The 21,908-nt window shown below is 63.9% G+C and carries 24 protein-coding genes; 9 read left to right on the top strand and 15 right to left on the bottom strand.

Features of this window, described 5'->3' with window-relative positions:
- Positions 1-37 precede the first annotated feature (37 nt).
- Positions 38-994 (bottom strand): SDR family NAD(P)-dependent oxidoreductase, encoded by a 957-nt coding sequence (locus tag SMD10_RS08835; RefSeq protein ID WP_331685312.1) that lies wholly within the window; start codon positions 992-994, stop codon positions 38-40.
- 165 nt (positions 995-1,159) lie between these two features.
- Between SMD10_RS08835 and SMD10_RS08830 the strand changes: the two genes are divergently transcribed.
- Entirely contained in the window at positions 1,160-2,071 is a 912-nt protein-coding gene (locus tag SMD10_RS08830; protein WP_331685311.1) for an AraC family transcriptional regulator, read from the top strand.
- A gap of 2 nt (positions 2,072-2,073) precedes the next feature.
- Here SMD10_RS08830 and SMD10_RS08825 read toward each other — a convergent pair whose 3' ends face one another.
- Complete coding sequence (locus tag SMD10_RS08825; protein ID WP_331685310.1) at positions 2,074-3,054, bottom strand: GlxA family transcriptional regulator; 981 nt, start codon at positions 3,052-3,054, stop codon at positions 2,074-2,076.
- 92 nt (positions 3,055-3,146) lie between these two features.
- Here SMD10_RS08825 and SMD10_RS08820 point away from each other — a divergent pair, with 92 nt between their 5' ends.
- A complete protein-coding gene (locus SMD10_RS08820) occupies positions 3,147-3,812 on the top strand; it encodes a DJ-1/PfpI family protein (RefSeq protein WP_331685309.1) in 666 nt (221 codons plus the stop codon).
- 133 nt (positions 3,813-3,945) lie between these two features.
- Here SMD10_RS08820 and SMD10_RS08815 read toward each other — a convergent pair whose 3' ends face one another.
- Positions 3,946-5,805: a hypothetical protein gene (locus tag SMD10_RS08815; protein WP_331685308.1), complete on the bottom strand. Its 1,860-nt coding sequence runs from the start codon at positions 5,803-5,805 to the stop codon at positions 3,946-3,948.
- Between the two features lie 245 nt (positions 5,806-6,050).
- On the opposite strand from SMD10_RS08815, the gene SMD10_RS08810 reads away from it, so the two are divergent.
- The 3 genes from SMD10_RS08810 (at position 6,051) to SMD10_RS08800 (ending at position 9,194) form a co-directional block, all read left to right on the top strand.
- On the top strand, positions 6,051-7,070 hold the full coding sequence (locus SMD10_RS08810; RefSeq protein WP_331685307.1) for a helix-turn-helix transcriptional regulator: 1,020 nt from the start codon (positions 6,051-6,053) through the stop codon (positions 7,068-7,070).
- Between the two features lie 322 nt (positions 7,071-7,392).
- The gene (locus tag SMD10_RS08805) at positions 7,393-8,748 is read left to right on the top strand and encodes a DEAD/DEAH box helicase (RefSeq protein WP_331685306.1); all 1,356 of its coding nucleotides are present in this window, start codon (positions 7,393-7,395) and stop codon (positions 8,746-8,748) included.
- Between the two features lie 134 nt (positions 8,749-8,882).
- Positions 8,883-9,194, top strand: a complete 312-nt coding sequence (locus tag SMD10_RS08800; protein ID WP_331685305.1) for a polyhydroxyalkanoic acid system family protein — start codon at positions 8,883-8,885, stop codon at positions 9,192-9,194.
- Between the two features lie 35 nt (positions 9,195-9,229).
- Here the strand turns inward: SMD10_RS08800 and SMD10_RS08795 are convergent, their stop codons facing one another.
- Complete coding sequence (locus SMD10_RS08795; RefSeq protein ID WP_331685304.1) at positions 9,230-9,805, bottom strand: hypothetical protein; 576 nt, start codon at positions 9,803-9,805, stop codon at positions 9,230-9,232.
- Positions 9,806-10,122: 317 nt separating this feature from the next.
- Here SMD10_RS08795 and SMD10_RS08790 point away from each other — a divergent pair, with 317 nt between their 5' ends.
- Complete coding sequence (locus SMD10_RS08790; RefSeq protein ID WP_331685303.1) at positions 10,123-10,422, top strand: hypothetical protein; 300 nt, start codon at positions 10,123-10,125, stop codon at positions 10,420-10,422.
- A gap of 139 nt (positions 10,423-10,561) precedes the next feature.
- Here SMD10_RS08790 and SMD10_RS08785 read toward each other — a convergent pair whose 3' ends face one another.
- The 6 genes from SMD10_RS08785 to flhA are packed head-to-tail and all read right to left on the bottom strand — an operon-like array spanning position 10,562 to position 15,254.
- A complete protein-coding gene (locus SMD10_RS08785) occupies positions 10,562-11,026 on the bottom strand; it encodes a hypothetical protein (protein WP_331685302.1) in 465 nt (154 codons plus the stop codon).
- A complete protein-coding gene (locus SMD10_RS08780; RefSeq protein ID WP_331685301.1) occupies positions 11,023-11,376 on the bottom strand; it encodes a flagellar protein FlgN in 354 nt (117 codons plus the stop codon). The genes SMD10_RS08785 and SMD10_RS08780 overlap by 4 nt, the downstream gene beginning before the upstream one ends.
- 9 nt (positions 11,377-11,385) lie before the next feature.
- Positions 11,386-11,952, bottom strand: a complete 567-nt coding sequence (locus tag SMD10_RS08775) for a rod-binding protein (protein WP_331685300.1) — start codon at positions 11,950-11,952, stop codon at positions 11,386-11,388.
- A 46-nt stretch (positions 11,953-11,998) separates the two neighbouring features.
- Positions 11,999-12,406, bottom strand: coding sequence for a hypothetical protein (locus tag SMD10_RS08770; protein WP_331685299.1), 408 nt, complete (start codon positions 12,404-12,406; stop codon positions 11,999-12,001).
- Positions 12,403-13,158 (bottom strand): flagellar biosynthetic protein FliR, encoded by a 756-nt coding sequence (locus SMD10_RS08765; protein WP_331685298.1) that lies wholly within the window; start codon positions 13,156-13,158, stop codon positions 12,403-12,405. The genes SMD10_RS08770 and SMD10_RS08765 overlap by 4 nt, the downstream gene beginning before the upstream one ends.
- The gene (flhA, locus tag SMD10_RS08760; protein ID WP_331685297.1) at positions 13,155-15,254 is read right to left on the bottom strand and encodes a flagellar biosynthesis protein FlhA; all 2,100 of its coding nucleotides are present in this window, start codon (positions 15,252-15,254) and stop codon (positions 13,155-13,157) included. Before flhA ends, SMD10_RS08765 begins: the two co-directional genes overlap by 4 nt.
- 509 nt (positions 15,255-15,763) lie before the next feature.
- On the opposite strand from flhA, the gene SMD10_RS08755 reads away from it, so the two are divergent.
- The 3 genes from SMD10_RS08755 to SMD10_RS08745 all read left to right on the top strand — a co-directional run bounded on the left by SMD10_RS08755 (position 15,764) and on the right by SMD10_RS08745 (position 19,210).
- Positions 15,764-16,753 carry a Bug family tripartite tricarboxylate transporter substrate binding protein gene (locus SMD10_RS08755; RefSeq protein ID WP_331685296.1) on the top strand — a complete coding sequence of 330 codons (990 nt, stop codon included), beginning with the start codon at positions 15,764-15,766 and terminating at the stop codon, positions 16,751-16,753.
- Between the two features lie 389 nt (positions 16,754-17,142).
- Positions 17,143-18,636, top strand: coding sequence for a tripartite tricarboxylate transporter permease (locus tag SMD10_RS08750; RefSeq protein WP_331685295.1), 1,494 nt, complete (start codon positions 17,143-17,145; stop codon positions 18,634-18,636).
- An 82-nt stretch (positions 18,637-18,718) separates the two neighbouring features.
- Positions 18,719-19,210 (top strand): tripartite tricarboxylate transporter TctB family protein, encoded by a 492-nt coding sequence (locus SMD10_RS08745; protein ID WP_331685294.1) that lies wholly within the window; start codon positions 18,719-18,721, stop codon positions 19,208-19,210.
- A gap of 117 nt (positions 19,211-19,327) precedes the next feature.
- Here SMD10_RS08745 and fliQ read toward each other — a convergent pair whose 3' ends face one another.
- From fliQ to SMD10_RS08720, 5 genes are read right to left on the bottom strand one after another with little or no spacing between them, the layout of a single operon-like run.
- On the bottom strand, positions 19,328-19,594 hold the full coding sequence (gene fliQ / locus SMD10_RS08740) for a flagellar biosynthesis protein FliQ (protein ID WP_331685293.1): 267 nt from the start codon (positions 19,592-19,594) through the stop codon (positions 19,328-19,330).
- On the bottom strand, positions 19,591-20,010 hold the full coding sequence (gene flgD / locus SMD10_RS08735; protein WP_331685292.1) for a flagellar hook assembly protein FlgD: 420 nt from the start codon (positions 20,008-20,010) through the stop codon (positions 19,591-19,593). The genes fliQ and flgD overlap by 4 nt, the downstream gene beginning before the upstream one ends.
- Positions 20,007-20,465, bottom strand: a complete 459-nt coding sequence (flbT, locus tag SMD10_RS08730) for a flagellar biosynthesis repressor FlbT (protein WP_331685291.1) — start codon at positions 20,463-20,465, stop codon at positions 20,007-20,009. The genes flgD and flbT overlap by 4 nt, the downstream gene beginning before the upstream one ends.
- The gene (flaF, locus tag SMD10_RS08725; protein ID WP_331685290.1) at positions 20,465-20,812 is read right to left on the bottom strand and encodes a flagellar biosynthesis regulator FlaF; all 348 of its coding nucleotides are present in this window, start codon (positions 20,810-20,812) and stop codon (positions 20,465-20,467) included. Before flaF ends, flbT begins: the two co-directional genes overlap by 1 nt.
- Before the next feature lie 47 nt (positions 20,813-20,859).
- Positions 20,860-21,906, bottom strand: a complete 1,047-nt coding sequence (locus tag SMD10_RS08720; protein ID WP_331685289.1) for a flagellar hook-associated family protein — start codon at positions 21,904-21,906, stop codon at positions 20,860-20,862.
- Positions 21,907-21,908: the final 2 nt, after the last annotated feature.

Raw genomic sequence — 21,908 nt, 5'->3', positions numbered from 1 at the left:
TTGGCGACTCTGCGGCGCTCAAGTGGGGAACCGACGATCAGAATTGCTCGCCGACCATTTCCTCGCTCTTTGCCCACAGAGCCTTCGCGCGCTCGGGATCGACGGCGTGCGCTTCGACACCGCCGCGCACCGTCGCAGCCTTGACCACGTCCGACGTCTGGCAGTCGGCGCAGTACCGCCCGCCGACATCCTCCGCGGGCGCAACGACAGCCGCCCAGACCGATGTCGCCGCGCCCTGCGGAATCGTCTTGTAGCGAAGCGGCGGCTGGCCCTGTTCGGCCAGGCTCATGTTGACCTTGTCGATCAAGGCTTGGAGATCCTGCTCATCCCGATACCGCCCGAGTTCGGTGTTGACGGCCCCGGGGTGCACGGCGGTGGCGCGAATGTCCTTGTCGCGATAGCGCCGATCGAATTCGACCACGAAGAGGACGTTCGCGGTCTTCGAACGTCCGTAGGCGATCGAGGGATCGTAGGGCGTATGATCGAAGTTCGGGTCTTCGAGATCGACATCGGAATAGCGATGGCCCGCCGAGGACAGATTGACCAGCCGCCCGCCCGGCCTGATCAGCGAAGCGATGCGATTGATCAGCACAAAGTGCCCAAGGTGGTTCGTTCCGAACTGCGTCTCGAAGCCGTCCTCGGTCTTGCCGAAGGGACAGGCCATGACACCGGCATTGGCGATGATCACGTCGAACGGGCGGCCGTCGGCAAGCAGCGCATCGGCGCAGACACGGACGCTCTTCAGCGAAGCGAGATCGAGCGCGACCAATTCGAAGCTGCCGCCGCCCGAGGCCGCGGCGTTCCGCACCTCTTCGGTCGCCTGCTGCGCCTTGTCGAGATTGCGCGCCGCGCCGACGACGTCGGCGCCATGGGCGACGAGTGCCCGAGCGGTCTCGACGCCGAGCCCGGCGGAGACGCCCGTCACCAGGAAGCGCCGACCTTTGAGATCGATGCCGTCCAGCACGTCGTCGGTGGTGGAGAATTCTCCGAACATGTCGATATCCTTTCGTGTGAGAAGCGAAGGCTTCTCCCCACACATGGTCGGCAAGGGGCGCGATCCCTCGTCCGATCGCCTCCGATGCTTGCCTGATCGTCTCAGGCAGCCGATCGAGCGGCTGTGCCTCTTGCCGCGCCCGCCGGACACCGCCATCTTGAGAGAATGCACGAAGACCTCAGCGTCCTGCGCGGCATCCTTCAGCGCCACCTCACCGGCCCACGGCTCGACACCGTCATCCCGGGCCTGGCACTCCATGGGGCCACTCGCCCGACCGCGCCCTCTCGCGGTCTCTATCAACCGGCCATGTGCCTGGTGCTGCAAGGCGCCAAGCTGGTATCGATCGGCGACCGGACGATGCGCTACGATCCGGCCTCCTATTTCGTCGCCTCGGTGGAGTTGCCGGCGCGCGGCTGTATCAGCGAGGCGAGCCCCGAACACCCGTATCTTGCCGTCAGCATGACTCTGGACCGAACCGTCCTGTCGGACCTTCTCTGCGATACGCCCTCTCTCGCACGGGCCGAGAGCGGCGGAACGGCGGGCTTCGGCGTCAATGCCGTTACGCCCGGTCTCCTCGGCGCAATGGGCCGGCTTCTCGGGCTTCTCGATACGCCCGACGACGTGCCGGTGCTAGCGCCACTGATCAAACGCGAGATCCTGTTCCGCCTTCTGCAGAACGACGAGGGCGGGCTGTTGCGCCAGATCGCGCGGTCCGACAGCCGGCTGTCGCGCATCCACCGTGCCATCGGCTGGATCCGCGCCCATTTCGATGCGCCGCTGGAAATCGACCATCTGGCGGCGCTTGCCGGCATGAGCCGCGCCTCGTTCCATCGCCATTTCAAGGCGGCGACGGCGATGAGCCCATTGCAGTTCCAGAAATCCCTGCGGCTTCAGGAAGCCCGGCGCCTGCTCTTGAGCGAGACCGACGCCCAACACACGGCGTTTCGCGTCGGCTATCAAAGCTCGTCGCAGTTCAGCCGCGAATATGCCCGCATGTTCGGACTGCCGCCGGTACGGGATGTGGAGCGCCTGCGCGATCCCTCGGCGGCGGGCGAAATCCAGCCCGCCACGATCTGAGGTCAGCGGGTTCGGGCCTCCTGTCGCGAAAAACGTTCGCGATAGGCCTGCGGGCCGATACCCAAATGTTTCAGGAAGGCGCGGCGCATGGTCTCCGGCGAGCCGAAGCCGCAGCGCCGCAGGGTGCGCGTCACGCTCGCCCCGTCCTCGAGAAGCTGCCGCGCCGTCTCGATGCGGATCAGCTCGACGCTTTGCGCCGGGGTGCGCCCGGTGGTCTGGCGATAGTGCCGGCAAAAGCTGCGCAGGCTCATGCCCGCTTGATCGGCCATGGCGGCGAGGGAGACATCGCCATCGAGATGATCGGCAATCCAGCCGTGCAGGTGCTCGAAGCGGCTGTCGGCCGCCTGCAGGGACAGGGCCGTGCTGAACTGCGCCTGTCCGCCCGGCCGCTTCAGAAAGACGACGAGCTGGCGAGCCACGGCCAGCGCCAGCTCTCGGCCCCTGTCCTCCTCGACCATGGCAAGCGCCAGATCGATGCCCGCGGTGATGCCGGCGGAGGTCCAGATCGCCCCGTCGCGAACGAAGATCGGGTCGGGTTCGAGCCGAACGGCTGGAAAGCGCGCCGCGAACTCCTCGCAGCGCTGCCAGTGGGTCACCGCGCGCCGCCCGTCGAGAAGCCCGGTCTCGGCCAGAAGGAACGCCCCGCTGCAGACCGACGCCACGCGCGCCGCATCGGCGCAGCGCCGCCTCACCCAATCGACGAGTTCGGCCCGCTCACACGCCGCGCCCACCCCGTAACCGCCGGCGACGATCAGCGTATCCGGCGCTCGCGCACCCCGCGGCAGCACCTTTGCCCTCAGGCCGATACCGGACGAGGTGACGACCTCCTCCGTCTCCGCCACGATCTCGATCGCATAAGGCCGTGCTTCGCCGCGTGGTGCCAAGTCGTTGGTAGAGGCGAACACCTGGGCCGGGCCGGTGACGTCCAGAAGCTGGGCCTTGGCAAAGGCCAGGATCTCGACGCGATGAGGGACGATTGGCATGAAACGAGCGATCATTGGCAAACACGCCAAATTGTCTGCCGCTAAGGTCGGCCCGTCAAGTCAGGAACGACCCATCAGACAGGAGGCGCATCATGACCCTCAGCTTCGGCATCCTCTGCTTTCCCAAGGTCCAGCAGCTCGACCTCACGGGCCCTTACGAGGTCTTCGCCTCCACCACGGGCGCCACCGTTCATCTCGTGTGGAAGGATCGCGAACCGATCCGCTCGGCGACCGGCCTCTGGCTGACGCCGGATACGACATTCGCCGACGCCCCCGATTTCGACGTTCTGTGCGTGCCCGGCGGCGCCGGCGTGAACGCGCTGCTTCAGGACGAGGAGACGCTCTCCTTCATCCGGCAAAAAGCGGCGACGGCCCGCTTCGTCACCTCCGTGTGCACCGGCTCGCTGGTGCTCGGCCGGGCCGGATTGCTGGACGGACGCCGGGCGACGACCCACTGGAACGCCCATGATTTTCTGGAGCGGTTCGGCGCCATCCCGGTGAACGAGCGCGTGGTTCACGACGGACCGGTGATCACCGCCGGCGGCGTCACTTCGGGCATTGATTTCGGCCTTGCCGTCGTCGCCGAACTGATGGGGCGTGAGGAAGCCGAATTGATCCAGCTCTCGCTGGAGTACGCCCCCGCCCCGCCATTCGATGCCGGGACGCCGGAAACCGCGCCGGCCGCCATCCTGCAGAAGGTCCGCACCAAACTGGCCGCGTCCCGCAAGGAACGCGAAGCCCTGCTGACGGGAAGCTGAAGACCGAAGGTCCGAGCCTTGCCGGCGGCAGCCGAATAAAGCTGGTTTCGGGACGACCGTCCCGGTATCGACCGCAACGCGGCCGAGCCTTCCCTTGCCGCCGATGGTGTCCAGGGGAAGGTGACGAGCTTCCTCAGCCGACGAACTTGAAGCTTTGGGGGCCGAAAGCCCGGACGGTCGCGACGACGCCCGGCCCGACACCGATGGCGACCGAAACCAGATGCGCACCGGCTGCGCGGGGCCCGACGGTCCCGTCGCCGCTCGGGTCTGGATAGAAATCGCGCGAACTCGGAAAATCGGCCGCCAAACTGTTCGGACTGCCGCCGACGTCGTCGGGGGCGGGATACCATGCATTCGGATCGGGCTTGCCGGCGGTGCCGTTCGGATCCGGTTTTCCGGCCTCGCCTTCGGTATCGGTCGACGCGACGACGTCTTCGTCGCCCTCGTCGTCGATCAAGGGAATATCTTCCGTGCCTTCGCCAAGAGACCCCGTCGGTTGATCTTGCGCGGGCTCGTCCTGGGTTTTCTCGGCCGCCGACGTCGACAGGCCGAGGCCGATGCCGAACATGATCGCTCCTACCGCCATAGCTGCAAAACCACCCGCTGCGATGACCCCACCGGCTGGTGATGGGGATAACGATCCGGCGACGGCCGCAGCTCCGCCTGCGGCCATCATCGTGGCACCGCTTGTCGTGAGGGCGTTGCCGATGGAGACCTGATCATGAGAATCGGTGCGCTGCTCGGCTGGACTGCGCCCACGGCCGAACGGGCCGGTCAACCCGCCGCCGGGGCCGAAGCCACCTATACCGCCGGCGCCAAAACCGCCCATGCCACTGCTGCCGGGGCCGAAGCCGCCCATGCCAACGGATCCGGGACCGTAGCCGCCCATGCCGCCGCCGGGTCCATAGCCTCCCGTCCCGCCACCGAAACCGTAGCCGCCCATGCCACCGCTGCCCGGGCCGAAGCCGCCCGTTCCACCGCCGGGACCGTAGCCACCCATGCCACCGCCGCCCGGGCCGAAGCCGCCCGTTCCACCACCGGGACCGTAGCCGCCCATGCCGCTACCGCCCTGGCCGAAGCCGCCCGTTCCACCGCCGGAACCGTAGCCACCCATGCCGCCGCTGCCCGGGCCGAAGCCGCCCGTTCCACCACCGGGACCGTAGCCGCCCATGCCGCTACCGCCCGGACCAAAGCCGCCCATGCCGCCGCCCGGGCCAAAGCCACCCGTTCCGCCGCCGGGACCATACCCACCCATGCCGCCACGACCTTGGCCATACCCGCCCATGCCGCCGGATCCGGGACCGTAGCTGCCCATACCGACCGGGCCATAACCGCCTGTTCCATGGGGACGCTCCCGCGCCTTGCGGTCGAGATCGAACTCCCGGATATCCTCCGGCTTGAAGACTTCCACGACCATCGTGTTGGCATTGAAGACGGTCAGAGGCCATTTTCGGAGCAACGGCGAGACCGCGACATACCGGGACCATAATGCGACGGCCCGTTGCCCCAGGGCGTGGTCACAGAACGCCCATGAGCTTTCGATCAACGACGAGAACAGGAATTCCAGGCCGATGGCGCTGCCTCGATGCTCGATCGATGTGCAGACGTGATCGAGCAATAGCACCCGTTCCAACGGCGTGCTGTTCATTAAACTGATGAAGAGTGCGGCCTGAAAATTCGCAAGGGTCTTTTCGACCTTCTCGTCCTTCATCCGCCGGATGGTCGTCGAGCGGATCCGCGACCCGATCCCGGCAGCGCGCTCACCGAGTTCGTGGGCATAGGCGACGGCGACCGGCGCATTGACCCGCAATAGAACAAACCGCCGCGAATAAATCGCGCCCGACGCAGTCGATATCGGAACTGTACGGAAGTCCGGCTGACGCTCCAAGACCAACGAGCGACGGGACGTCGGCGTAAAGTCGGGACGACGGCGCATTGTCTTGCCGTCCGAGGCGCTGTTGCTGGCAGGCACGTCGCTCAGTGTCTCAGGCATGGCTCATTCCTGCTGCTGGGAGGGGCGGTGGTCTGACCGACAGTCGGGTTCTCAGACCGTTCGTCCTGCCTAGCAGCGTCCGACAACGCCCAAATCCACCATCTGGTGGAAACCAGCGCTTCTTTTCGCCGTTTTCGCGAACAATGATCCACGAGCCTTACGGTTGGCGCTTGGCTCCTGAAGGTCCGTGGGAGGACAGCCTCATTCGACCTGATGCCGTGGATCTGATTTATGAAGCCGCCCTCATGTCCGATCGCTGGCCGGATGCGATCGAGGCCATGAGTGCGCTCGCGGGATCGTTCAGCGGCGCGATCTTCGTCTCCAAAGACGGGCGTATCACCGGCAACATCGTCTCGCGCAATATGCTCGGCGTCATGGCGATGGGCCTGCAACGCGGCGATCTCAGCCGATCGGCGCGTGTGAAACGGGCGATGGCTGCGGGGCGGCCGTCTTTCATCCGTATCGAAGATATCCAGCCGGAAGACGAGGCCTTGGCGGATCCGGTGGCGGTGACCTTGAGGCAGTTCGATCTCACCTATCAGATCTTCGCGACCCTGCCGCTTCCGGGCGGAGAAATGCTGACGGCCACCTTCGAACGGCTCGAGAAGAACGGACGCTATCGCGATCGGGAGATCGCAGCGCTGAACGGGCTGCTGCCGCATCTCTCACGCGCCGGGATCATCACGGCCCGGCTCGCCATGGAGCGCATCCAGACGATGGTGGAAACGCTGGACAAGCTTGGGCTTCCAGGCGCCGTGATCGACCTGAAGGGCCGGGTTCTCGCCGCCAACGCCATTCTGGAAAGCTTCCGGTCGATCTTCCAGCCGAACGCCTTCGGAGGCATCGCCCTCGTCAATGCCACGGCCAATCGGCGTTTCGTGAAGGCGCTGTCGGAAGCCAGCGACCACCAGGCAACGACAACGATCGCCTTGTCCGGGGACCGCATGACCGCCCCTTTGCTCATCCATTTGATCCCCGTCGCAGGCGCTGCCCACGACATTCTGATGGGCGGCGCCACGCTCCTGTTCGTATCGCCGCTGGACCGCATCGCTCCGCCCGACCCGGCCATCCTGAGCGGCCTGTTCGATCTGTCGCCAGCCGAGGCCCGGCTGGTCGGAACCCTGCTCGCCGGCGCGACACTGAACCAGGCCGCGGCCCACTATGGCGTCGCGGCTTCGACCGTGCGCAGCCAACTGCTCTCGATCTTCGACAAGACCGGAGTGCACCGGCAATCGGATCTGATGCGGTTGCTCGCGCGGCTCTGAAGCAATGCCTGGGCCAAACCATGGCGAGATGACGCCGGCAACGAGGTCCGAAAATCGGTTGCCCGACGACCATGGAACGCCGGCCCGAGAATCCCCGCACAAACCATCAGCCTCAAAACGCTCTTGACGCGGCGCTCCAGAGCGCCGATATGGGGCGGGTCACGCCGTGATCGCGCGTGCGCCCTTTTCCCGCGATTTGCAGGATCATCTGGAGCGCAGCCGGAAAAATTTCCGGACACGGCCCGCCGTTTCGTCCGCCTGCGCAGGCGGCGGTCGGCCCTTTTGCGGGCGAAACCAGCCCGCCGCATCTCAAAGGTACATTTTGACCTCTTCGAATTTCCAGGCGCTCGGCCTTGCCGACGCGCTTCTTTCCGCGCTTGACCGCATGGAACTCGTCACGCCCACGCCGATCCAGGCGCAGGCCATTCCGACCGTGCTGGCCGGTCGCGACGTGCTCGGCATCGCCCAGACCGGCACCGGCAAGACGGCCGCCTTCTCGCTTCCCGTGCTGCACGCTCTGCTTGAAAAGGGCGGACGCCCCCAGCCCAAGACCATGAAGGCGCTCGTCCTGGCGCCGACGCGCGAGCTCGCCAGCCAGATCGGCGACACCGTCAAGGCGCTCACCGCCAAGACGCAGATCCGCCACGCGGTGGTGTTCGGCGGTGTCTCGATCCGTCCGCAGATCCAGACGCTCAGCCGTGGCCTCGACATCGTCATCGCGACGCCTGGCCGGCTGCTCGATCTGATGGAGCAGAACGCCGTCTCGCTGTCCGAGGTCCGCCATCTCGTCCTCGACGAGGCGGACCGGATGCTCGACATGGGCTTCATCCGCGACATCCGCCGCGTCGTGAAGGCGCTGCCCAAGGAGCGCCAGTCGCTGCTTTTTTCCGCCACCATGCCGGAGAGCATCGCCTCGCTCGCCGCCGACATCCTGCGCAACCCGACGCGCGTCGAGGTGACGCCACAGGTGGTCACCGTCGAGAAGATCGACCAGAGCGCCTTCCTGGTGCCGCAGAAGGCCAAGAAGCATTGGCTGATCGAGCGGCTCGCCGATCCTGCGATGGACAAGGTGGTGGTGTTCACCCGCACCAAGCACGGCGCCAACCGACTGTCCGGAGATCTGGAAAAAGCCGGCATCGACGCACTCGCGATTCATGGCAACAAGAGCCAGGGCGCGCGCCAGAAGGCGCTCGCCCAGTTCCACGGCGGCCGGACACGGGTGCTGGTGGCCACCGACATCGTGGCGCGCGGCATCCACGTCGACGACATCTCCCACGTGATCAATTTCGACCTGCCGGAAGAAGCCGAGAGCTACGTCCATCGGATCGGACGCACCGCGCGCGCCGGCAAGGGCGGAGCGGCGATCGCCCTTGTCGATCCGTCCGAGCGAGCCAAGCTGAAGGCGATCGAAAAGCTCACCGGCCAGCGCTTCACGCTGGAGACCACGTCGTTCGCCACGGCCATGCCGGCCGCCTCGGGCGAGGACGAGCCTCGCCAAAATCGGCGAAACCGCCCGAGACGGCCGGCCGCCGGAGCCAAACGGCCGCCTCGTGCAGCCGCCAAGGCCGAGACGGGCCAACCCGATCGTGCGCAGAAGGCGCAGAAGCCCGGCGGCGGACGGCGGCGTCAACGCTCGCGCGGACGCGGCGGCGCCTCGCAGCAGGCCGCCTACGCCTAAGATCCGCGTACTGCGATCGAATACCATGCGGAAAGGCCGGGGCGATGCTCCGGCCTTTTTCGTTCCGGCAAACGATCCGTTGCGGCAAGCAAGCCGCGTCGCCATATGCAGGGCTGAGAACGGAGGCAGCCCGCATGGCCGAGACCATCAAGATCGACATCCCGCACAAGCTCACGCGCGAGGAAGCGCGCGCGCGTATCGAGCAGGGCTTCGGCCGCGTCCGGCAGGATGCCGTCGGCGGCTTCGTCAAGTTCGAGGACAACTGGAACGGCGATCACCTGGATTTTCGCGCCGGCATGATGGGCCAGTCGGTCCTCGGCCGTCTCGACGTTCTCGACGATACCGTCCATCTGGAGGTCGACCTGCCCGGCTTCCTGGCGGCCATCGCCCAGAAGATCAAGGGAACCATCCAGCGCGAAGGCCAGCTGCTGCTCGAAAAGAAGTAATCGCGAAACCCGGTACTAAGGCTGCGGTGGCGACGTCAGTCCGCGTTGGCGCTCGCCTGCGGCTTCTTGTCGTCGATCTCCAGCGCCAGCACTGCCCGCTCGGTGACGATGGTGCCGCCGGTGCCGTTGGCCTCGATCTTCTCGACCTTGCCGAGTCCGGGCACGACGGACCCGACCTTCACCCGCCAAAGCTCGCGGCTGGTGGCAAGAAGCGCCTCGTCCTCGAAGACCATCACCACGGCAAAGTCCTGCGGCTGCGGCTCGCGGACCCGGACCACCTCGGGAACGGGCATGACGCCGGCGTCCAGGCGCTCCGTCGCTCCCGTCACGATGGGATCGAGCTCCTGCTTCTTCTCGGCCTGGATGATATAGCGCTGGTCGAAATAGTCGGGATCGACGCGCGCGATCTGCAGAACCGTAAAGAAGAAGGCGAGAGAGGCGACGACGAGGAGACCGCCGGCGAACTTCAACACCGGATCGGACGGCTCGGCCTCGACCGTCGCCGCCGGCCGGATCACCGAGATCCCAGCTTCGACGTCGGCATTGGAGCGAAGCAGCGACTGACGCGGCTCCAGCAATTCGGATATTCGGGCAATACTCGAACGCAACATTGTCCATCCCCTTCCGGTGAATGAACTGTATCGCAGCGGCTCTTAACAGAGCGTCTCAATGTCGATTCTTTTACAAAAGAAAAACCATTAATTTTAAGTATATCTCCACCATCGGTTAACCATGATTTTTAACCCTGGCGCGACGAAAAGGCCGGAGAGCCGGCCTGAAGCGTGAGCCAAGCAACTTATTCATGCTTTCCGGCTATGGTGCGGCGACGCATTTCGAATGCCGCCGTGGGCAACAGCCCGTCGGATCGGCGATCATCGGGCGCGCCCAAAACGGCTGGATGGAGACGGACAGGATGGACTGTCGGCGTATGACGCGGCTGCGGACCCGCCTCCGGCCGGCGAAGATGCTGACCGAGACGGGACGCTTCGTTCGCGATTGCGCCGTCACGGACAGAACCGGGCGCGGGGCCCGGCTGCGGTTCTTCGAGCCGACCGAGCTGCCGGAGCGGTTCGTGCTTTACGAGGAACGGGATGCGAGCCGCCGTCCTGTCCGGACGATCTGGTCGGCCGGCGCGGAGGCGGGTGTCCGGTTCGAAGGCCCTGCCGAGATCGTCGATGCGGCAGAGCGGGAACGGATTGCCGGCCGCTACTACGCCGTTCAGGACTAGCGTGGGGCACGAACCGGGATCGAACAGCAGAAACCGCAGCTTCGCCCGGTCGCGTCACCGTATCGGACGATCATGTCCGAGCGAGCTACGGATTTCGGATGATGCTTTAGCGAAGGCGCCGGGTCGCGGAAGGGCTTTCTCAGCCCCGCCGGACGTCGCGCTTGTCGATATAGTCGAACTGCTCGACGAGGACCTCTTCCACCAGCTTGTCGCCGAAGCGGGCATTGGCCGCATCGCGCATCTTTTCGGTCAGCGCCTTCAGGTCGTAACGCTCCGGCCGCGAGACGTCGAAATCGTCCAGCGAATAGATCGTCCGGAAGGCTTCGTCGACCAGGAACGGATCGGGCGGGACGGCAAGTCCTTCCACGACGGTGCCGTCGATGGTGTAGACGAAGCGCGCCAGCACATAGCCCCTGATCTCGTTGCCGTCGATGATCGGGACCGTGATCGGGTCGGTCTTGCGATAGTCGAGACCGGCGAAATAGGTCGGCTCCTCCCCCTCGGTCGTGGCGGCCTGGCTGTCGCGGCTCATGGACGCCACGAGATAGCTCGATCCGAGCGAGGCCACGCATACCCAGAGTCCGATGGCGAAGATCTTGATCATTTCGCCCGCTGCGCTCCCTTGACGGGCGCCTCATAGGTGCCGTCGGATTCGGCGTGTTCGATGGCGCGCGCGATCAGGCCCGCGATCTCCTCGCTCGCCTGTACATGCAGCCGCAAGGCCCGCTGATTGGCGTCGAGGCCCTTTTTCAGATTCGACAGGCGGATGCGCACGTCGGAGGAGACCACCTCGGGCTTGAGCCCGCGCGACATGCGCGTGAGCTCCAGAAGGCTCTGATTCTTGCGCGCGCTGAACTCGGCGAGATCCTTGACGGAGCCGGCGTTGAGCGCTGCGGTTTCCCGGGCCAAAACGGTTTCGAGCCGGCCGATGGCTTGAAGCAATACGGGTTCCAACGTCGCCTCCTAGAGCTTGTTGAGGCCGGTCAAGGCCGCTGCCTCGCCCTCGGCCATCGTGAGTTTGTCGGCCACGTCGTTCGCCGTGGAATCCGATGTCATGGATACGCTTTGCAGGTGATCCGCAGAACGGCTCTCTTCGAGCATGTCGGCAATGCCGATGCCGCCGCCCTTGGCCAACTCGTCGCCGATTTGCTCGGCCATCATGGAGCGCCAGATGCCGCCGGCCGTGCCTTCGCCGAAGAAGGACGAATTCTCGCTCGGCAGCATCGATTCCACGAAGCTGCGCAGCACGAACGCCTCGAATTTCTCGTAAGGCCCGGCCTGGCTGCTTTCATGGTGGGCGGTCTGGACCAGCTTTGTGTCGGCCGACGAGGTCGGTGCGATCTCCAAATCCGCTCCCGTGCCGCCGACGCGCAGGGCCTCGCCGCGCATCGTGTCGGCAAAGGCCAGCGCCGAGCTGTCCGGTCCCGTGACAGCCTTCTGGCGCAAGGTCGCGGCCAGCCGGTTGTCGGCGTCGGGCCCGGCAGCGCGCAGCACGTCCAGGACGAGATCGGAAGGGGGCGAAATCGCCATCGTCAGACCCTGTTCATCTTCGACTTCGTGTCTTAAGCGTTCGGACTTATTCGAAGCTTGCATCGGCGCGCATCAGCACGCTTTCCAGTACATTTTCGAGCTGCGAGCGCTCGGTCTGGCTCGCCTCCTGCCGCATCGCCTGCTCGCGCGCGCGCTCGGTCTGCTTTTCCTTGCGGCGCTCGACCTCCAAGCGCTGTGTCGCGGCCGTCTGCTGGGCGGTGTTGCGAGCCTTGGCGCGGTCGTTGCGCCGAAGCGAGCGCACCTTCGAATCGAGGAACAGGCCGTGCAGTTGGGTCTCGACTCCAAGACTCTCGACGATCTGCCGCTCCTTGCCGTCGAGGTCGGTGCGCTCCCGCTTGAGGTGGGCGAGACGCCATTCCTCCAGTTCGCGCTTCTGCCGCTGCACCCTGAGCAGACGCTCCAGACGCTTCGACCGCTTGTCGCCGTCGCTCATCCCATCACCACCCACCGTCCGAATCCCTGGATGAAGAGCACCAGGAAATCACCGATCGAATAACCGAAGATGACCAGCCCGCCGGCCAGCACGAAAGGCAGCGAGATGAAGTAGATCGGAATCTGCGGCGTCAGCTTGTTCGCCAGGCCGACGGCAAAGTTGACGATGACCGCATAGAGCACGAAGGGGCTGGCGATCCTCAGACACAGCATGAAGGTGTCATCGAGATTGTCGGTGAGCGACACCAGGCCGGCGCGCACCGAAAAGCCGTTGGTCACCGGCATCGCCGAATAGGAGGCGACCAGCGCCTTGGCGATCTCGGCGTGGAGATTGGTGGCGAAGATGAGGGTCGTCGCCGTCATGGTCACCAGCGTGACGAGGGCCGCGCCCTGCTCGCCGTCCTCAATGCCGGGCGACAGGGAATGGCCGAGCCCCATGGCATTGGCGACGAAGGTGCTGCCGAACTCAAGAGCGATCATGAAGGTGCGCCCCAGCAGGCCGATCATGCCGCCATTGATGATCTCCGTCATCATCAGCGACAGCCGGTCGGCATCGGTTCCGGCGGCGACCACTGGCGTCAACTCGGGCAACAGCACCGGAGACAGCGCCAGCGAGACGGCGACGGCGAGAAACAGCCGGACGTTCACCGGCACACGCGAGGACGAGAAGCCGGGCAGCAGCATCAGGCAGCTGCCGATCCGGCAGAAGATCACGAACAGAGCCAGGACATAGGTCGACAGCTCGAGCGTCACGAAATGGATCCCAGCGCCTTGATCTCGACGCCGCGGGCGATCTCGAGATGCGAGAGCACCGGCAGATTGACGAAAATGCGCTCGATCATCATGCGCACATAGGGTCGCGCGTCGGGGGCCGCGACCAGCGCGAAGGTTTCGCCCTGGTCCATCTTGGCCCGGATGACCTTGCTCGCTTCGGCCGCGAATTCCTCGACCAGCCGCGGGTCGATGTCGAACTCGACGACGTCGCCTTTCGGGTCGCGCTTGAGCGCCTGGTGGAAGGCGAGATCCCAGCGATTGCCGAGACGCAGCACCGAGAGCTGGCCATTGTGCAGCAGATCGCCGCAGATCTGCTGGGCCATGCGCATGCGGACATGCTCCACGATCGGCTCCGAGCGGCGCACATGCGGCGCGATCTCGGCGATGGCCTCCAGGATGAGGTTGAGATTGCGGATCGAGACGCGTTCGGCCAGCAGCAGCTTCAGCACCGCCTGCAGCCCCGAATAGGACATGTGCGCCGGGATGACCTCCTCGATCAGCCGCTTGTATTCGGGCTCCAGGCGGTCGATCAGGGTACGCATGTCCTTGTAGGAGAGGAGCTGCGACAGGTTGTTGCGAATGACCTCGGAGAGATGGGTCAGGAGCACCGACAGCGTGTCGACGGGCTCGTAGCCGCTGCGTCGAACCTCCGAGGCGAAACTCTCGGCCACCCAGGCGGCCCGCAGGCCGAAGGCGGGCTCCTTGGTCATGTCGTGCGGCACGTCCGGCGGCGGCGCATCGCCGAGAACCACCAGGAAGGCGCCGAGCCGCAGCGCCTGATTGACGACGCTGGTGCCGTGAATCTTGATCTCGTAGGACTTCGGATCGATCGAAAGGTCGTCCGAAAGCTTGATTTCCGGGACGACGAAGCCGTAGCGCGAGGCGAAGCGGCGGCGCATCTTCTGGACGCGGTGGGCGAGTTCGTCACGCGACAGCATCAGGTGCGCCGAGAGCTGCTTGCCGAGAACCAGTTCGATCTCGACGATCCTCAGCGACTCCTTAACCGAGACCCGCTCGGCCTCCTTGGCCTTGGCCTCCTCTTCGGTCTTCTTGACCTCGGCCTGGCGCTCGACCTCGGCGCGCTGGCGCGGCACGGTATAGGCGGTGAACGCCATCAGACCGGCAAGCAGCAGGAAGGGCAACATCGGCAGGCCGGGCATCAGCGCCAGCACGACCATCAGGCCGGACGCCACCCAGAGGGCGCGGGGATAATAGCCGAGCTGGCCGAGGACCGCGCTCTGCGCAGCGCCGCGCGTGCCGCCCTTCGACACCAGCAGGCCGGCGGCGAGGGAAACGATCAGCGCCGGGATCTGCGAGACCAGGCCGTCGCCGACCGACAGCTTGGTGAACACGTCGGCGGCCGCCCCGGCATCCATGTCGTGGCGGGTGACGCCGATGATGATGCCGCCGAAGATGTTGACGCCGGTGATGATGAGGCCCGCGATGGCATCGCCGCGAACGAATTTCGACGCACCGTCCATCGAACCGAAGAAGGAGGATTCCTCCTCCAGTTCGCGCCGGCGCAGCTGCGCCTGCTTTTCGTCGATGAGGCCGGCCGACAGATCCGCATCGATCGCCATCTGCTTGCCGGGGATGGCGTCCAAGGTGAAGCGGGCGCCGACCTCGGCGATACGGGTCGCGCCCTTGGTGATGACGAGGAAATTGACGGTGATCAGGATGACGAAGACGACGAGACCGATGACGAAGTCGCCACCCATGACGAACTGCGAAAAGCCGCCGATCACGTGTCCGGCGGCGTTGTAGCCCTCGTTGCCGTTCTGCAGGATGACGCGGGTCGTCGCGATGTTGAGCGACAATCGCAGCATGGTGGCGAGCAGGAGCACGGTCGGAAAGGCCGAAAAGTCCAGCGGCTTCTCGATCCACAGCGACACCATCAGGATCAGCACCGACAGCGCGATCGACAGCGCCAGCCCCATGTCGATGAACATGGGCGGGATCGGCACGAACAGCACCGTCAGGATGAAGACGACACCGAGCGCGAATCCGATGTCGCGACGGCCCTTGGACTGGGCGTCAGCTGGTCCAGAAATGGGCTTCAGCGTGTCGACAGCCATCAAGCAGCTCCTTGGGCTTCATGCCTAAAGGGAGGCGCACCACCCGCATGGACGGCAGCCTTTGTCCGTTCCTTCGCAAACGAAGATTGCGTCTGGCTGTCCTTGTGAGACGCGGCCGACAAACCCGACGACCCGCCCCTTCGGCTTCGTGCCACACGATCGCTGACGAAACTGGCCACACGGTGGGAGGCGCATGCCTCCAGTCTCCTCGCATTCCGGAAAAATTCTGGCCAATCACTCGCGATCTACCGCACCGCGGGTATCACGAGGTTCAACGGAGGAATAGCTCTAGCTTATAGGAACGTCGAAATTCGAATTTGACTGTAAGAGCCGCTCATGAATCTTACCTGAAGGCTAACACATGAAGAGATCGGGGGACGTCAGAGATCTCTTTAAAGTTGTTATCCTGAAAAATATACGCGCTTTGCGCGAATGAGGTAGTATTCGGAACCGACGCTACATTAGATTTGGCGTCGCTTTCGCGAATACTTAACAGTCGGGGGGACCCTATGAAATTCGGACTACTATCTGTCGTCGCGGCGAGTGCTGTGCTCATCGTCACGACAAGCACCGCAACTGCCGACTCCGCCCAGAAGCCGGAGGACTTTCCTAACCGGCCCATCAACTTTGTCGTTCCGTACCCGCCAGGCGGCGGCGTCGATCTGACGGCCAGAACGCTTGCGACTCAGATGGAGCGCGTAACCGGTTATCAGTTTCGTGTCGAGAACAGGGCCGGCGGCGGCAGCGTCATCGGCAATACTTATGTCGCCAAGCAGGCCAAGCCCGACGGCTATACGGTCGACGTTCTTTCTAATCCGACGATGGCCATCTCGATTGCCGGGGCGAGCGCTCCTTTTGCCAAGGAAGACCTCGTGCCGATTGCTGGGATCACCTTCGCACCGGTGCTCTGGCTTTCGCGCACCGATTCCAAGATCGGCGATATGGACTTCAAACAAGTCGTCGAATACGCCAAGGCGCATCCTGGCGAGTTGAAAGTCGGCGTCATTCCCAACGGGGCGTTCGATATCGCAACCCGTATCGTCGCGAAACAGCTGGGTGCCGATTTCTCCATTGTACCATTCCAAGGCGGCAAACCAGCGGCCGTGGCTCTTCTCGGCGGCAATCTCGACATAGCCGCCAACTATTATGACGAAGTGGCGCAGTATATCGACTCGGGCGACCTGAAGCCCCTGGCGATCAGCAACAACGAGCCGCTCTCGCAGCTTCCCGACGTCATAACGATGAAGGACGTCGGGGTGAAAATGCAGCCCGACACCTGGGGTGCCGACCGCTTTGTGGCGATCAACTCGAAGGTTCCCGACGACATCAAGGCCTTTCTCACCTCGCTGATCGAGGAAACCTTGAAGGATCCCGAAACCGAGGAAGCCTTCGCGAAAGTCGGCATCGAATTGATGCCAAAGACCGCGGAGCAGGAACAGCAGTTCTACGACGACTCCTACGAAGCCGTGAAAGAGTACTTCAAGGATGCTCAACCTTAGCGGGGATATTTCCCGGAGCGCCTAAAATTGGGGTTCGGTCGGCACAACCGGGCCCCTTTCGCCGAAAATCGGGAGCGCCGGGCAGCTTTTCTGCCGAGTGGCGGACACGGCGCCCGCGCCACCTGGGCCTTGCGGTCGCAGGGTCGCGGCGGCCCGAGCCGAGGCTCACCGATTAGCTCGATGCCGCAGCGGGCCGTCATCCGATCCGCCCCGTGCCGGGCCGCGGCACCATCAGCGTCCCAGCCGGACCGCGGCGCCTTGCAATGTGGGACGCCAAACCGGTCTCGCCAGGACGCACCGAACTTGCGGTTTGGCATCGGATTTTAGAAAGCCGGCTTTCACTTTTCGCTCCGATGCAATCGATCTTCCAGCCAAGGCGGTAACCACCCATGCTTGAAGGCTTTATCAGCGCACTCTCGCCTGCAAGCCTCTCCGTCGAAATCATCGGCGTAGTCATCGGCATCATCTTCGGCGCGATCCCCGGCCTGACGGCAACCCTGGGCATCGCGCTTTTCGTGCCGGTCACCTTTCTGCTGACGCCCGAGCACGGCATGATCATGCTCGGCGGGATCTATTCCGGCGGCATCTTCGGCGGCAGCATCTCCGCCATCCTGATCAACGTTCCCGGCACCCCCGCCTCCATCGTGACAGGGTGGGAAGGTTTCGCTCTCGCCAAGCAGGGGCGCGCGCCCTTCGCTTTGGGTCTGGCCGCTCTCAGTTCGGGCATCGGCGGCATCGTCTCCGGTGTCGCGATGCTGTTCCTGACGCCTGTCCTCTCGGCATTCGCGCTGACGTTTGGAGCGCCGGAATATTGCGCCCTCCTGATCTTCAGTTTCACGATCGTCATCGTCATGCTGGAAACGCCGCTGATGAGCAATCTTCTGAGTTGCCTGATCGGTCTTTTGATCGTGACCATCGGCATCGATCCGGTCATGGGCACGCCCCGCTTTACCTTCGGTGTCGTCGACCTGATGTCCGGCTTCAACCTCGTTGCCGTTCTCATCGGCTTCTTCTGCATGACACAGGCCGTTTTCCTGGCGCTCGACAGCCTGGAGGCCAGTTCGGGTCAGACCATCGAGTTCAGCAGGCACAACCCCTACGGCGAGTTGCTTCGAACCGCAGCGAGCCGCGTCGACACCTATATCCGCTCCTCGGTGATCGGCGTGTTTCTCGGGATTCTGCCGGCACTGGGGCCAGTCGAAACGCCCTTCATCTCGCATGCCATCGAACGGCGTTTCAATCGGCGCGGCGAGAATTTCGGCCAGGGCTCGATCTCGGGGTTGATCGCCTCCGAAACCTCGATCAGCGCCAATGTGGGCGGTTCACTGATCCCGTTGATCTCGCTCGGCATTCCGGGAAGCGGCGCGGCGGCGGTTTTCATCGGCTCGTTGACGCTGCATGGCCTGCAGCCTGGTCCAACACTGTTTTCCAATCAGCCGGCGCTGATTTACACGTTCTTCTGGGGCTTCATCGCGCTGAACATCTTCATGCTGTTCTTCGGACTGTTCGCGGCCCGCTATTGCGCCGTGGTCCTCAAGATCCCGAAAAGCGCCCTGGCAACCTTCGTCGCGGTCTTTTCGATCCTCGGCTCCTACGCCATCCAGAACAGCCTCTTCGACGTGACCGTCATGTTCGGTGCGACGATCTTCGCACTTTGGTTTCAGGCTCTGCGCTTTCCCATCCTGCCGGTCGTGATGGCCGTCATCCTCGGCTCCCAGTTCGAACAGCAGATCGTTATTCTCACGACCTCCTACGGCTCGTTGTGGGACGCTTTGCAGCGACCGGTCGCGGCAGGATTTCTTTCCGTGGCCATCGCCATGGTCGCCTTCCGACTGATCAAGGGCGCCCGGCGCCCCGTCGTCGCCAACGCCGACGCCGAGTGAAGCACGGAGCCGCCCACCCATGCCGAGCAATCAATCCCCTTTACCTGATTCCCGTTTGCAATCGATGGGAAGGTCGGCCGCCATGCTGATCTTTCGATTGTCTTCGTTCCTGATCATGGCCCTGTTCGGAGTGGTTCTGGGCTATCAGGCCACCCGCTTCCAGGGAATGGCGAGCGTCTATCCGCTCGGCCTCGCGGTCGCCGTCGTCGCCGGCATGATCGTCATGACCGCGCGGGAGGTTGCGCTCAAGCAGCGAGGCGTCGCCCTCCACCCGCAGATCGCCCGGCTCACGCAGATATCGGGAAGTCAGCTCTGGCGATTTCTCGCCTTCCTCCTGCTTTGGCTCGCCTATCCCTCTCTTCTGTCCCACTTCGGCTTTATCGTCGCGACGACGGTGGTCCTGGCCCTGTCGCTCTGGCTGCTTCGGTTCAACCGAATCGTCGCCGGAACGATCGGTGTCGTCGTCTTCTGCTTCCTTCTGGCCGTTCTCTTCACCACCGTCTTCTATATACCGACACCGTCGGGTCCGATCGACGAGTGGCTGATGAGACTGATCTTTTCGCTGAGCAGTTGAGCGACCAATCGCGGCTCTGGCAAAATCGCCCAACAGGAGCCTGCCGGCGCTCCAAGAAAAAAGGCATCCCGGGCGGATCGGCCAGGGATGCCTTTTCGATGGCCGATACGGCTGTTTTCAGAAGCCGTTCTCGATGCGCGAATAGGCCTGCTGGGTGAATGCGAAGACCTGCGACCCGGTGAAGGAGGCGGTGAGCGCGATCACCACGAAGATCGCCAGGATCTTCGGGATGAACGTCAGCGTCACTTCCTGAATTTGCGTCAGGGCCTGGAACAGGGCGATGAGGACACCGACCAGCATCGCGGCCCCGACGGCGGGTCCGGCGGCCGCAATGATCGTCCAGATCGCGGACTGAACGATGTCTATCGCGTCCGCCTCGTTCATTCCGACAGGTCGTAGGAGATTTCTACGCCTTCTTCGAGACTGATCGAGGAGCCGTCTTCCAGGATCGCGTAGGATCCATCGGAGGTGATTTCGACGGCGGTCACGGTGCCGGAAGTCTCGCCATCGGCGGACGTCGCGGTGAAGCCAATGATCGAACCAGCCTGGGTCAGGGTGGAGACCGCCAGCAGGGAATCGAGCTTGGTGTTCGTCTTGATCGTCTGCTCCACCTGCGAGAAGGTGGCAAACTGAGCCATGTACTCGGACGAATCCATGGGCTCCAGCGGATCCTGATTCTCCAGCTCGGCAACCAGCAACTGCAGGAAGGCGTCGTAGTCCAAGCTCGCCGAGGACGAGTCGGACGTCGAGCTGGTGGAGGTCGTTGCCGTGGTGCTCGTAACGCTGCTGACGGAGGTCATGAGCGGGCTCCCTGTGCAATCTTCGCCGGACGAGCGAAGCGGTCGTTGGTGATATGCGGGACCGATCCTCCCGCAAGAATGGCGTCTTCGATCGGGATCAGGCCACGCAGCCGCTTCAGAGCGTCGAAAGGCCGGTTGCGCTGAACCATGTCGGCGATATCGTCGAGGCCGGATCGAATCTCGACGTTGTCGAAAGAGCCCAGCAGAAGCTGGTACGAGCGTGAAAACATCTGGCGCGCCTGGTCGGCGTTGGCCGGATCGATCAGGATCATCTGAACGATGAAATAGAGTTGACGCAGCGCGGTCGTTGCCTGCTCGGCCTGGAGGACGTGACCTTCGAGAAGGAAGCTCACGTCGTTCAGGAACTCGATGGAGGTCTTGCGATCGACTCGCATCACGGCGCCGTTGACGAAGATCTTTTCGCCAGAGCGCAGGGAAATTCGCAGCACCGACATTAGTTCAGTCCGTCGCGGATGGTCTCGGAAATCTGGATAAGACCCTTGAAATTCTCCGACTTGCCGGCGCGGATCGCCTCGGCTTCGCGCATGATCCACAGACCGATGGAGATCAGATCGCCTCGGAGCTGCTGCGGCAGGTCGTTATCGGAACTGGCCAAGTCCTCGATCAGGATGGCCCAGAGGCTGCGCGTCACATAGAGCGCTTCGACGGCATCGCGCGAGCGCGGACCGTTCTTTTCCGCCCGCTGCAGCAGCTCGACACAGCGGTCGAGGGCCTGCCGCTCGCGTTCGCGCGCATCCACGCAAACGTCCTGTGTCACCTCTGCGTAAGAGAATTGGTACATGTCCACCCTTCTTTTTGGCGTGCGTTGCTGGCGAACACCGAACGACCTCAGAGGTAGTTCAGCAGGCTCAGATCCTGGAGCTTGGCAGTCAGCGAGTAAGCCGCCTCGAGCTGCGTGGTCAGCATGGTGACCCGCGTGGAGGCCTCGTAGACGTCGACATCCTCCAAATTCGAGATGGAGGCCTCGATGACGGTCTGCTTGCTTTCGAGCCTGCCGTTGGCCGCTTCGAGCCGTTCCTGCCGGAGACCGATATCCGCTTGCAGCTCGGTCAGACCGGAAACGCCTGAGTTCACGAGGCTTGACGCTTCGGTGATCAGGGTTGCGCGCGCCTCGTCGCTCAGATCCATCGAGCCGAGCTCGCTGAGCATGGCATAGCCCTGCACGAGGTTGCGGAAGACGTCGAGATTGGCGTTGGCGGAGACGTCGATGGACTCGCTGGACGTAATCTTGTTGGTGACGGTCTCGCTGTTCGCGTTCGACCAGAGATCCGACCAGGACGAGTCGTCGGAAAACAGCGTGCTGACCGCCGTATCGAGGAAGTCCTGCATCTCTTCGGCCGTCGCCGTCGACAGATCGAAATCGGGATTGGTCAGTTTGTAGTTCGTGATGGCGTCGGAGAACGCCGAACTCGCCGCCGATCCTTCGTAGTCTTCGAGGTCGCTATACTTGATCGGCTGCTCGGAACCGTTGGTTCCGGCAAACAGATATTGACCGTTGCTCGTCGTATTGAGCGCGCCGAACAACTGCTCCAGGCTGGCTTGCGCCTGGGTAACGAGCGTGGAGATGTCCACCTGATCGGCCTGACCGGTGATCAGGACGGAGGCCATGTCGTCCGCGGTCGTCTGCAGGCCGGACAGGACGTCCTGCATGGAGTCGAGACGTAGACCGATCAGCGTGTTGCTGGTGAGCTGATTTTCCACACTCGAAAGCTCGACGCGCAGAGTGACCGATTGGCCGGTCGTGGCGCCGAGCGTGGCGCCGACGTCGGCGTAGCGCCCTGTGGTGACCTCGGTCTCGGCTTTCGCCAACTGTTCCTGCGTACGCAGGATGGTGGTTCGTTGCGCCGAGATCAGAGAAAGAGTGGATATGCTCATCG

The sequence above is a fragment of the Consotaella aegiceratis genome, from assembly GCF_036541425.1.
In the GTDB taxonomy this organism is placed as follows: Bacteria; Pseudomonadota; Alphaproteobacteria; order Rhizobiales; family Rhizobiaceae; genus Consotaella; species Consotaella aegiceratis.
The sequence above is the reverse complement of the archived record's forward strand: the minus strand, read 5'-3'. Positions and strand labels throughout refer to the sequence as shown.

Bases quoted from the DNA above. Each gene is read 5' to 3' on its own strand.
- SMD10_RS08835 (WP_331685312.1), bottom strand. From the start codon at position 994: ATGTTCGGAGAATTCTCCACCACCGACGACGTGCTGGACGGCATCGAT.
- SMD10_RS08830 (WP_331685311.1), top strand. From the start codon at position 1,160: ATGCACGAAGACCTCAGCGTCCTGCGCGGCATCCTTCAGCGCCACCTC.
- SMD10_RS08825 (WP_331685310.1), bottom strand. From the start codon at position 3,054: ATGCCAATCGTCCCTCATCGCGTCGAGATCCTGGCCTTTGCCAAGGCC.
- SMD10_RS08820 (WP_331685309.1), top strand. From the start codon at position 3,147: ATGACCCTCAGCTTCGGCATCCTCTGCTTTCCCAAGGTCCAGCAGCTC.
- SMD10_RS08815 (WP_331685308.1), bottom strand. From the start codon at position 5,805: ATGCCTGAGACACTGAGCGACGTGCCTGCCAGCAACAGCGCCTCGGAC.
- SMD10_RS08810 (WP_331685307.1), top strand. From the start codon at position 6,051: ATGTCCGATCGCTGGCCGGATGCGATCGAGGCCATGAGTGCGCTCGCG.
- SMD10_RS08800 (WP_331685305.1), top strand. From the start codon at position 8,883: ATGGCCGAGACCATCAAGATCGACATCCCGCACAAGCTCACGCGCGAG.
- SMD10_RS08795 (WP_331685304.1), bottom strand. From the start codon at position 9,805: ATGTTGCGTTCGAGTATTGCCCGAATATCCGAATTGCTGGAGCCGCGT.
- SMD10_RS08790 (WP_331685303.1), top strand. From the start codon at position 10,123: ATGACGCGGCTGCGGACCCGCCTCCGGCCGGCGAAGATGCTGACCGAG.
- SMD10_RS08785 (WP_331685302.1), bottom strand. From the start codon at position 11,026: ATGATCAAGATCTTCGCCATCGGACTCTGGGTATGCGTGGCCTCGCTC.
- SMD10_RS08775 (WP_331685300.1), bottom strand. From the start codon at position 11,952: ATGGCGATTTCGCCCCCTTCCGATCTCGTCCTGGACGTGCTGCGCGCT.
- SMD10_RS08770 (WP_331685299.1), bottom strand. From the start codon at position 12,406: ATGAGCGACGGCGACAAGCGGTCGAAGCGTCTGGAGCGTCTGCTCAGG.
- flhA (WP_331685297.1), bottom strand. From the start codon at position 15,254: ATGGCTGTCGACACGCTGAAGCCCATTTCTGGACCAGCTGACGCCCAG.
- SMD10_RS08755 (WP_331685296.1), top strand. From the start codon at position 15,764: ATGAAATTCGGACTACTATCTGTCGTCGCGGCGAGTGCTGTGCTCATC.
- SMD10_RS08750 (WP_331685295.1), top strand. From the start codon at position 17,143: ATGCTTGAAGGCTTTATCAGCGCACTCTCGCCTGCAAGCCTCTCCGTC.
- SMD10_RS08745 (WP_331685294.1), top strand. From the start codon at position 18,719: ATGCTGATCTTTCGATTGTCTTCGTTCCTGATCATGGCCCTGTTCGGA.
- fliQ (WP_331685293.1), bottom strand. From the start codon at position 19,594: ATGAACGAGGCGGACGCGATAGACATCGTTCAGTCCGCGATCTGGACG.
- flgD (WP_331685292.1), bottom strand. From the start codon at position 20,010: ATGACCTCCGTCAGCAGCGTTACGAGCACCACGGCAACGACCTCCACC.
- flbT (WP_331685291.1), bottom strand. From the start codon at position 20,465: ATGTCGGTGCTGCGAATTTCCCTGCGCTCTGGCGAAAAGATCTTCGTC.
- flaF (WP_331685290.1), bottom strand. From the start codon at position 20,812: ATGTACCAATTCTCTTACGCAGAGGTGACACAGGACGTTTGCGTGGAT.
- SMD10_RS08720 (WP_331685289.1), bottom strand. From the start codon at position 21,906: ATGAGCATATCCACTCTTTCTCTGATCTCGGCGCAACGAACCACCATC.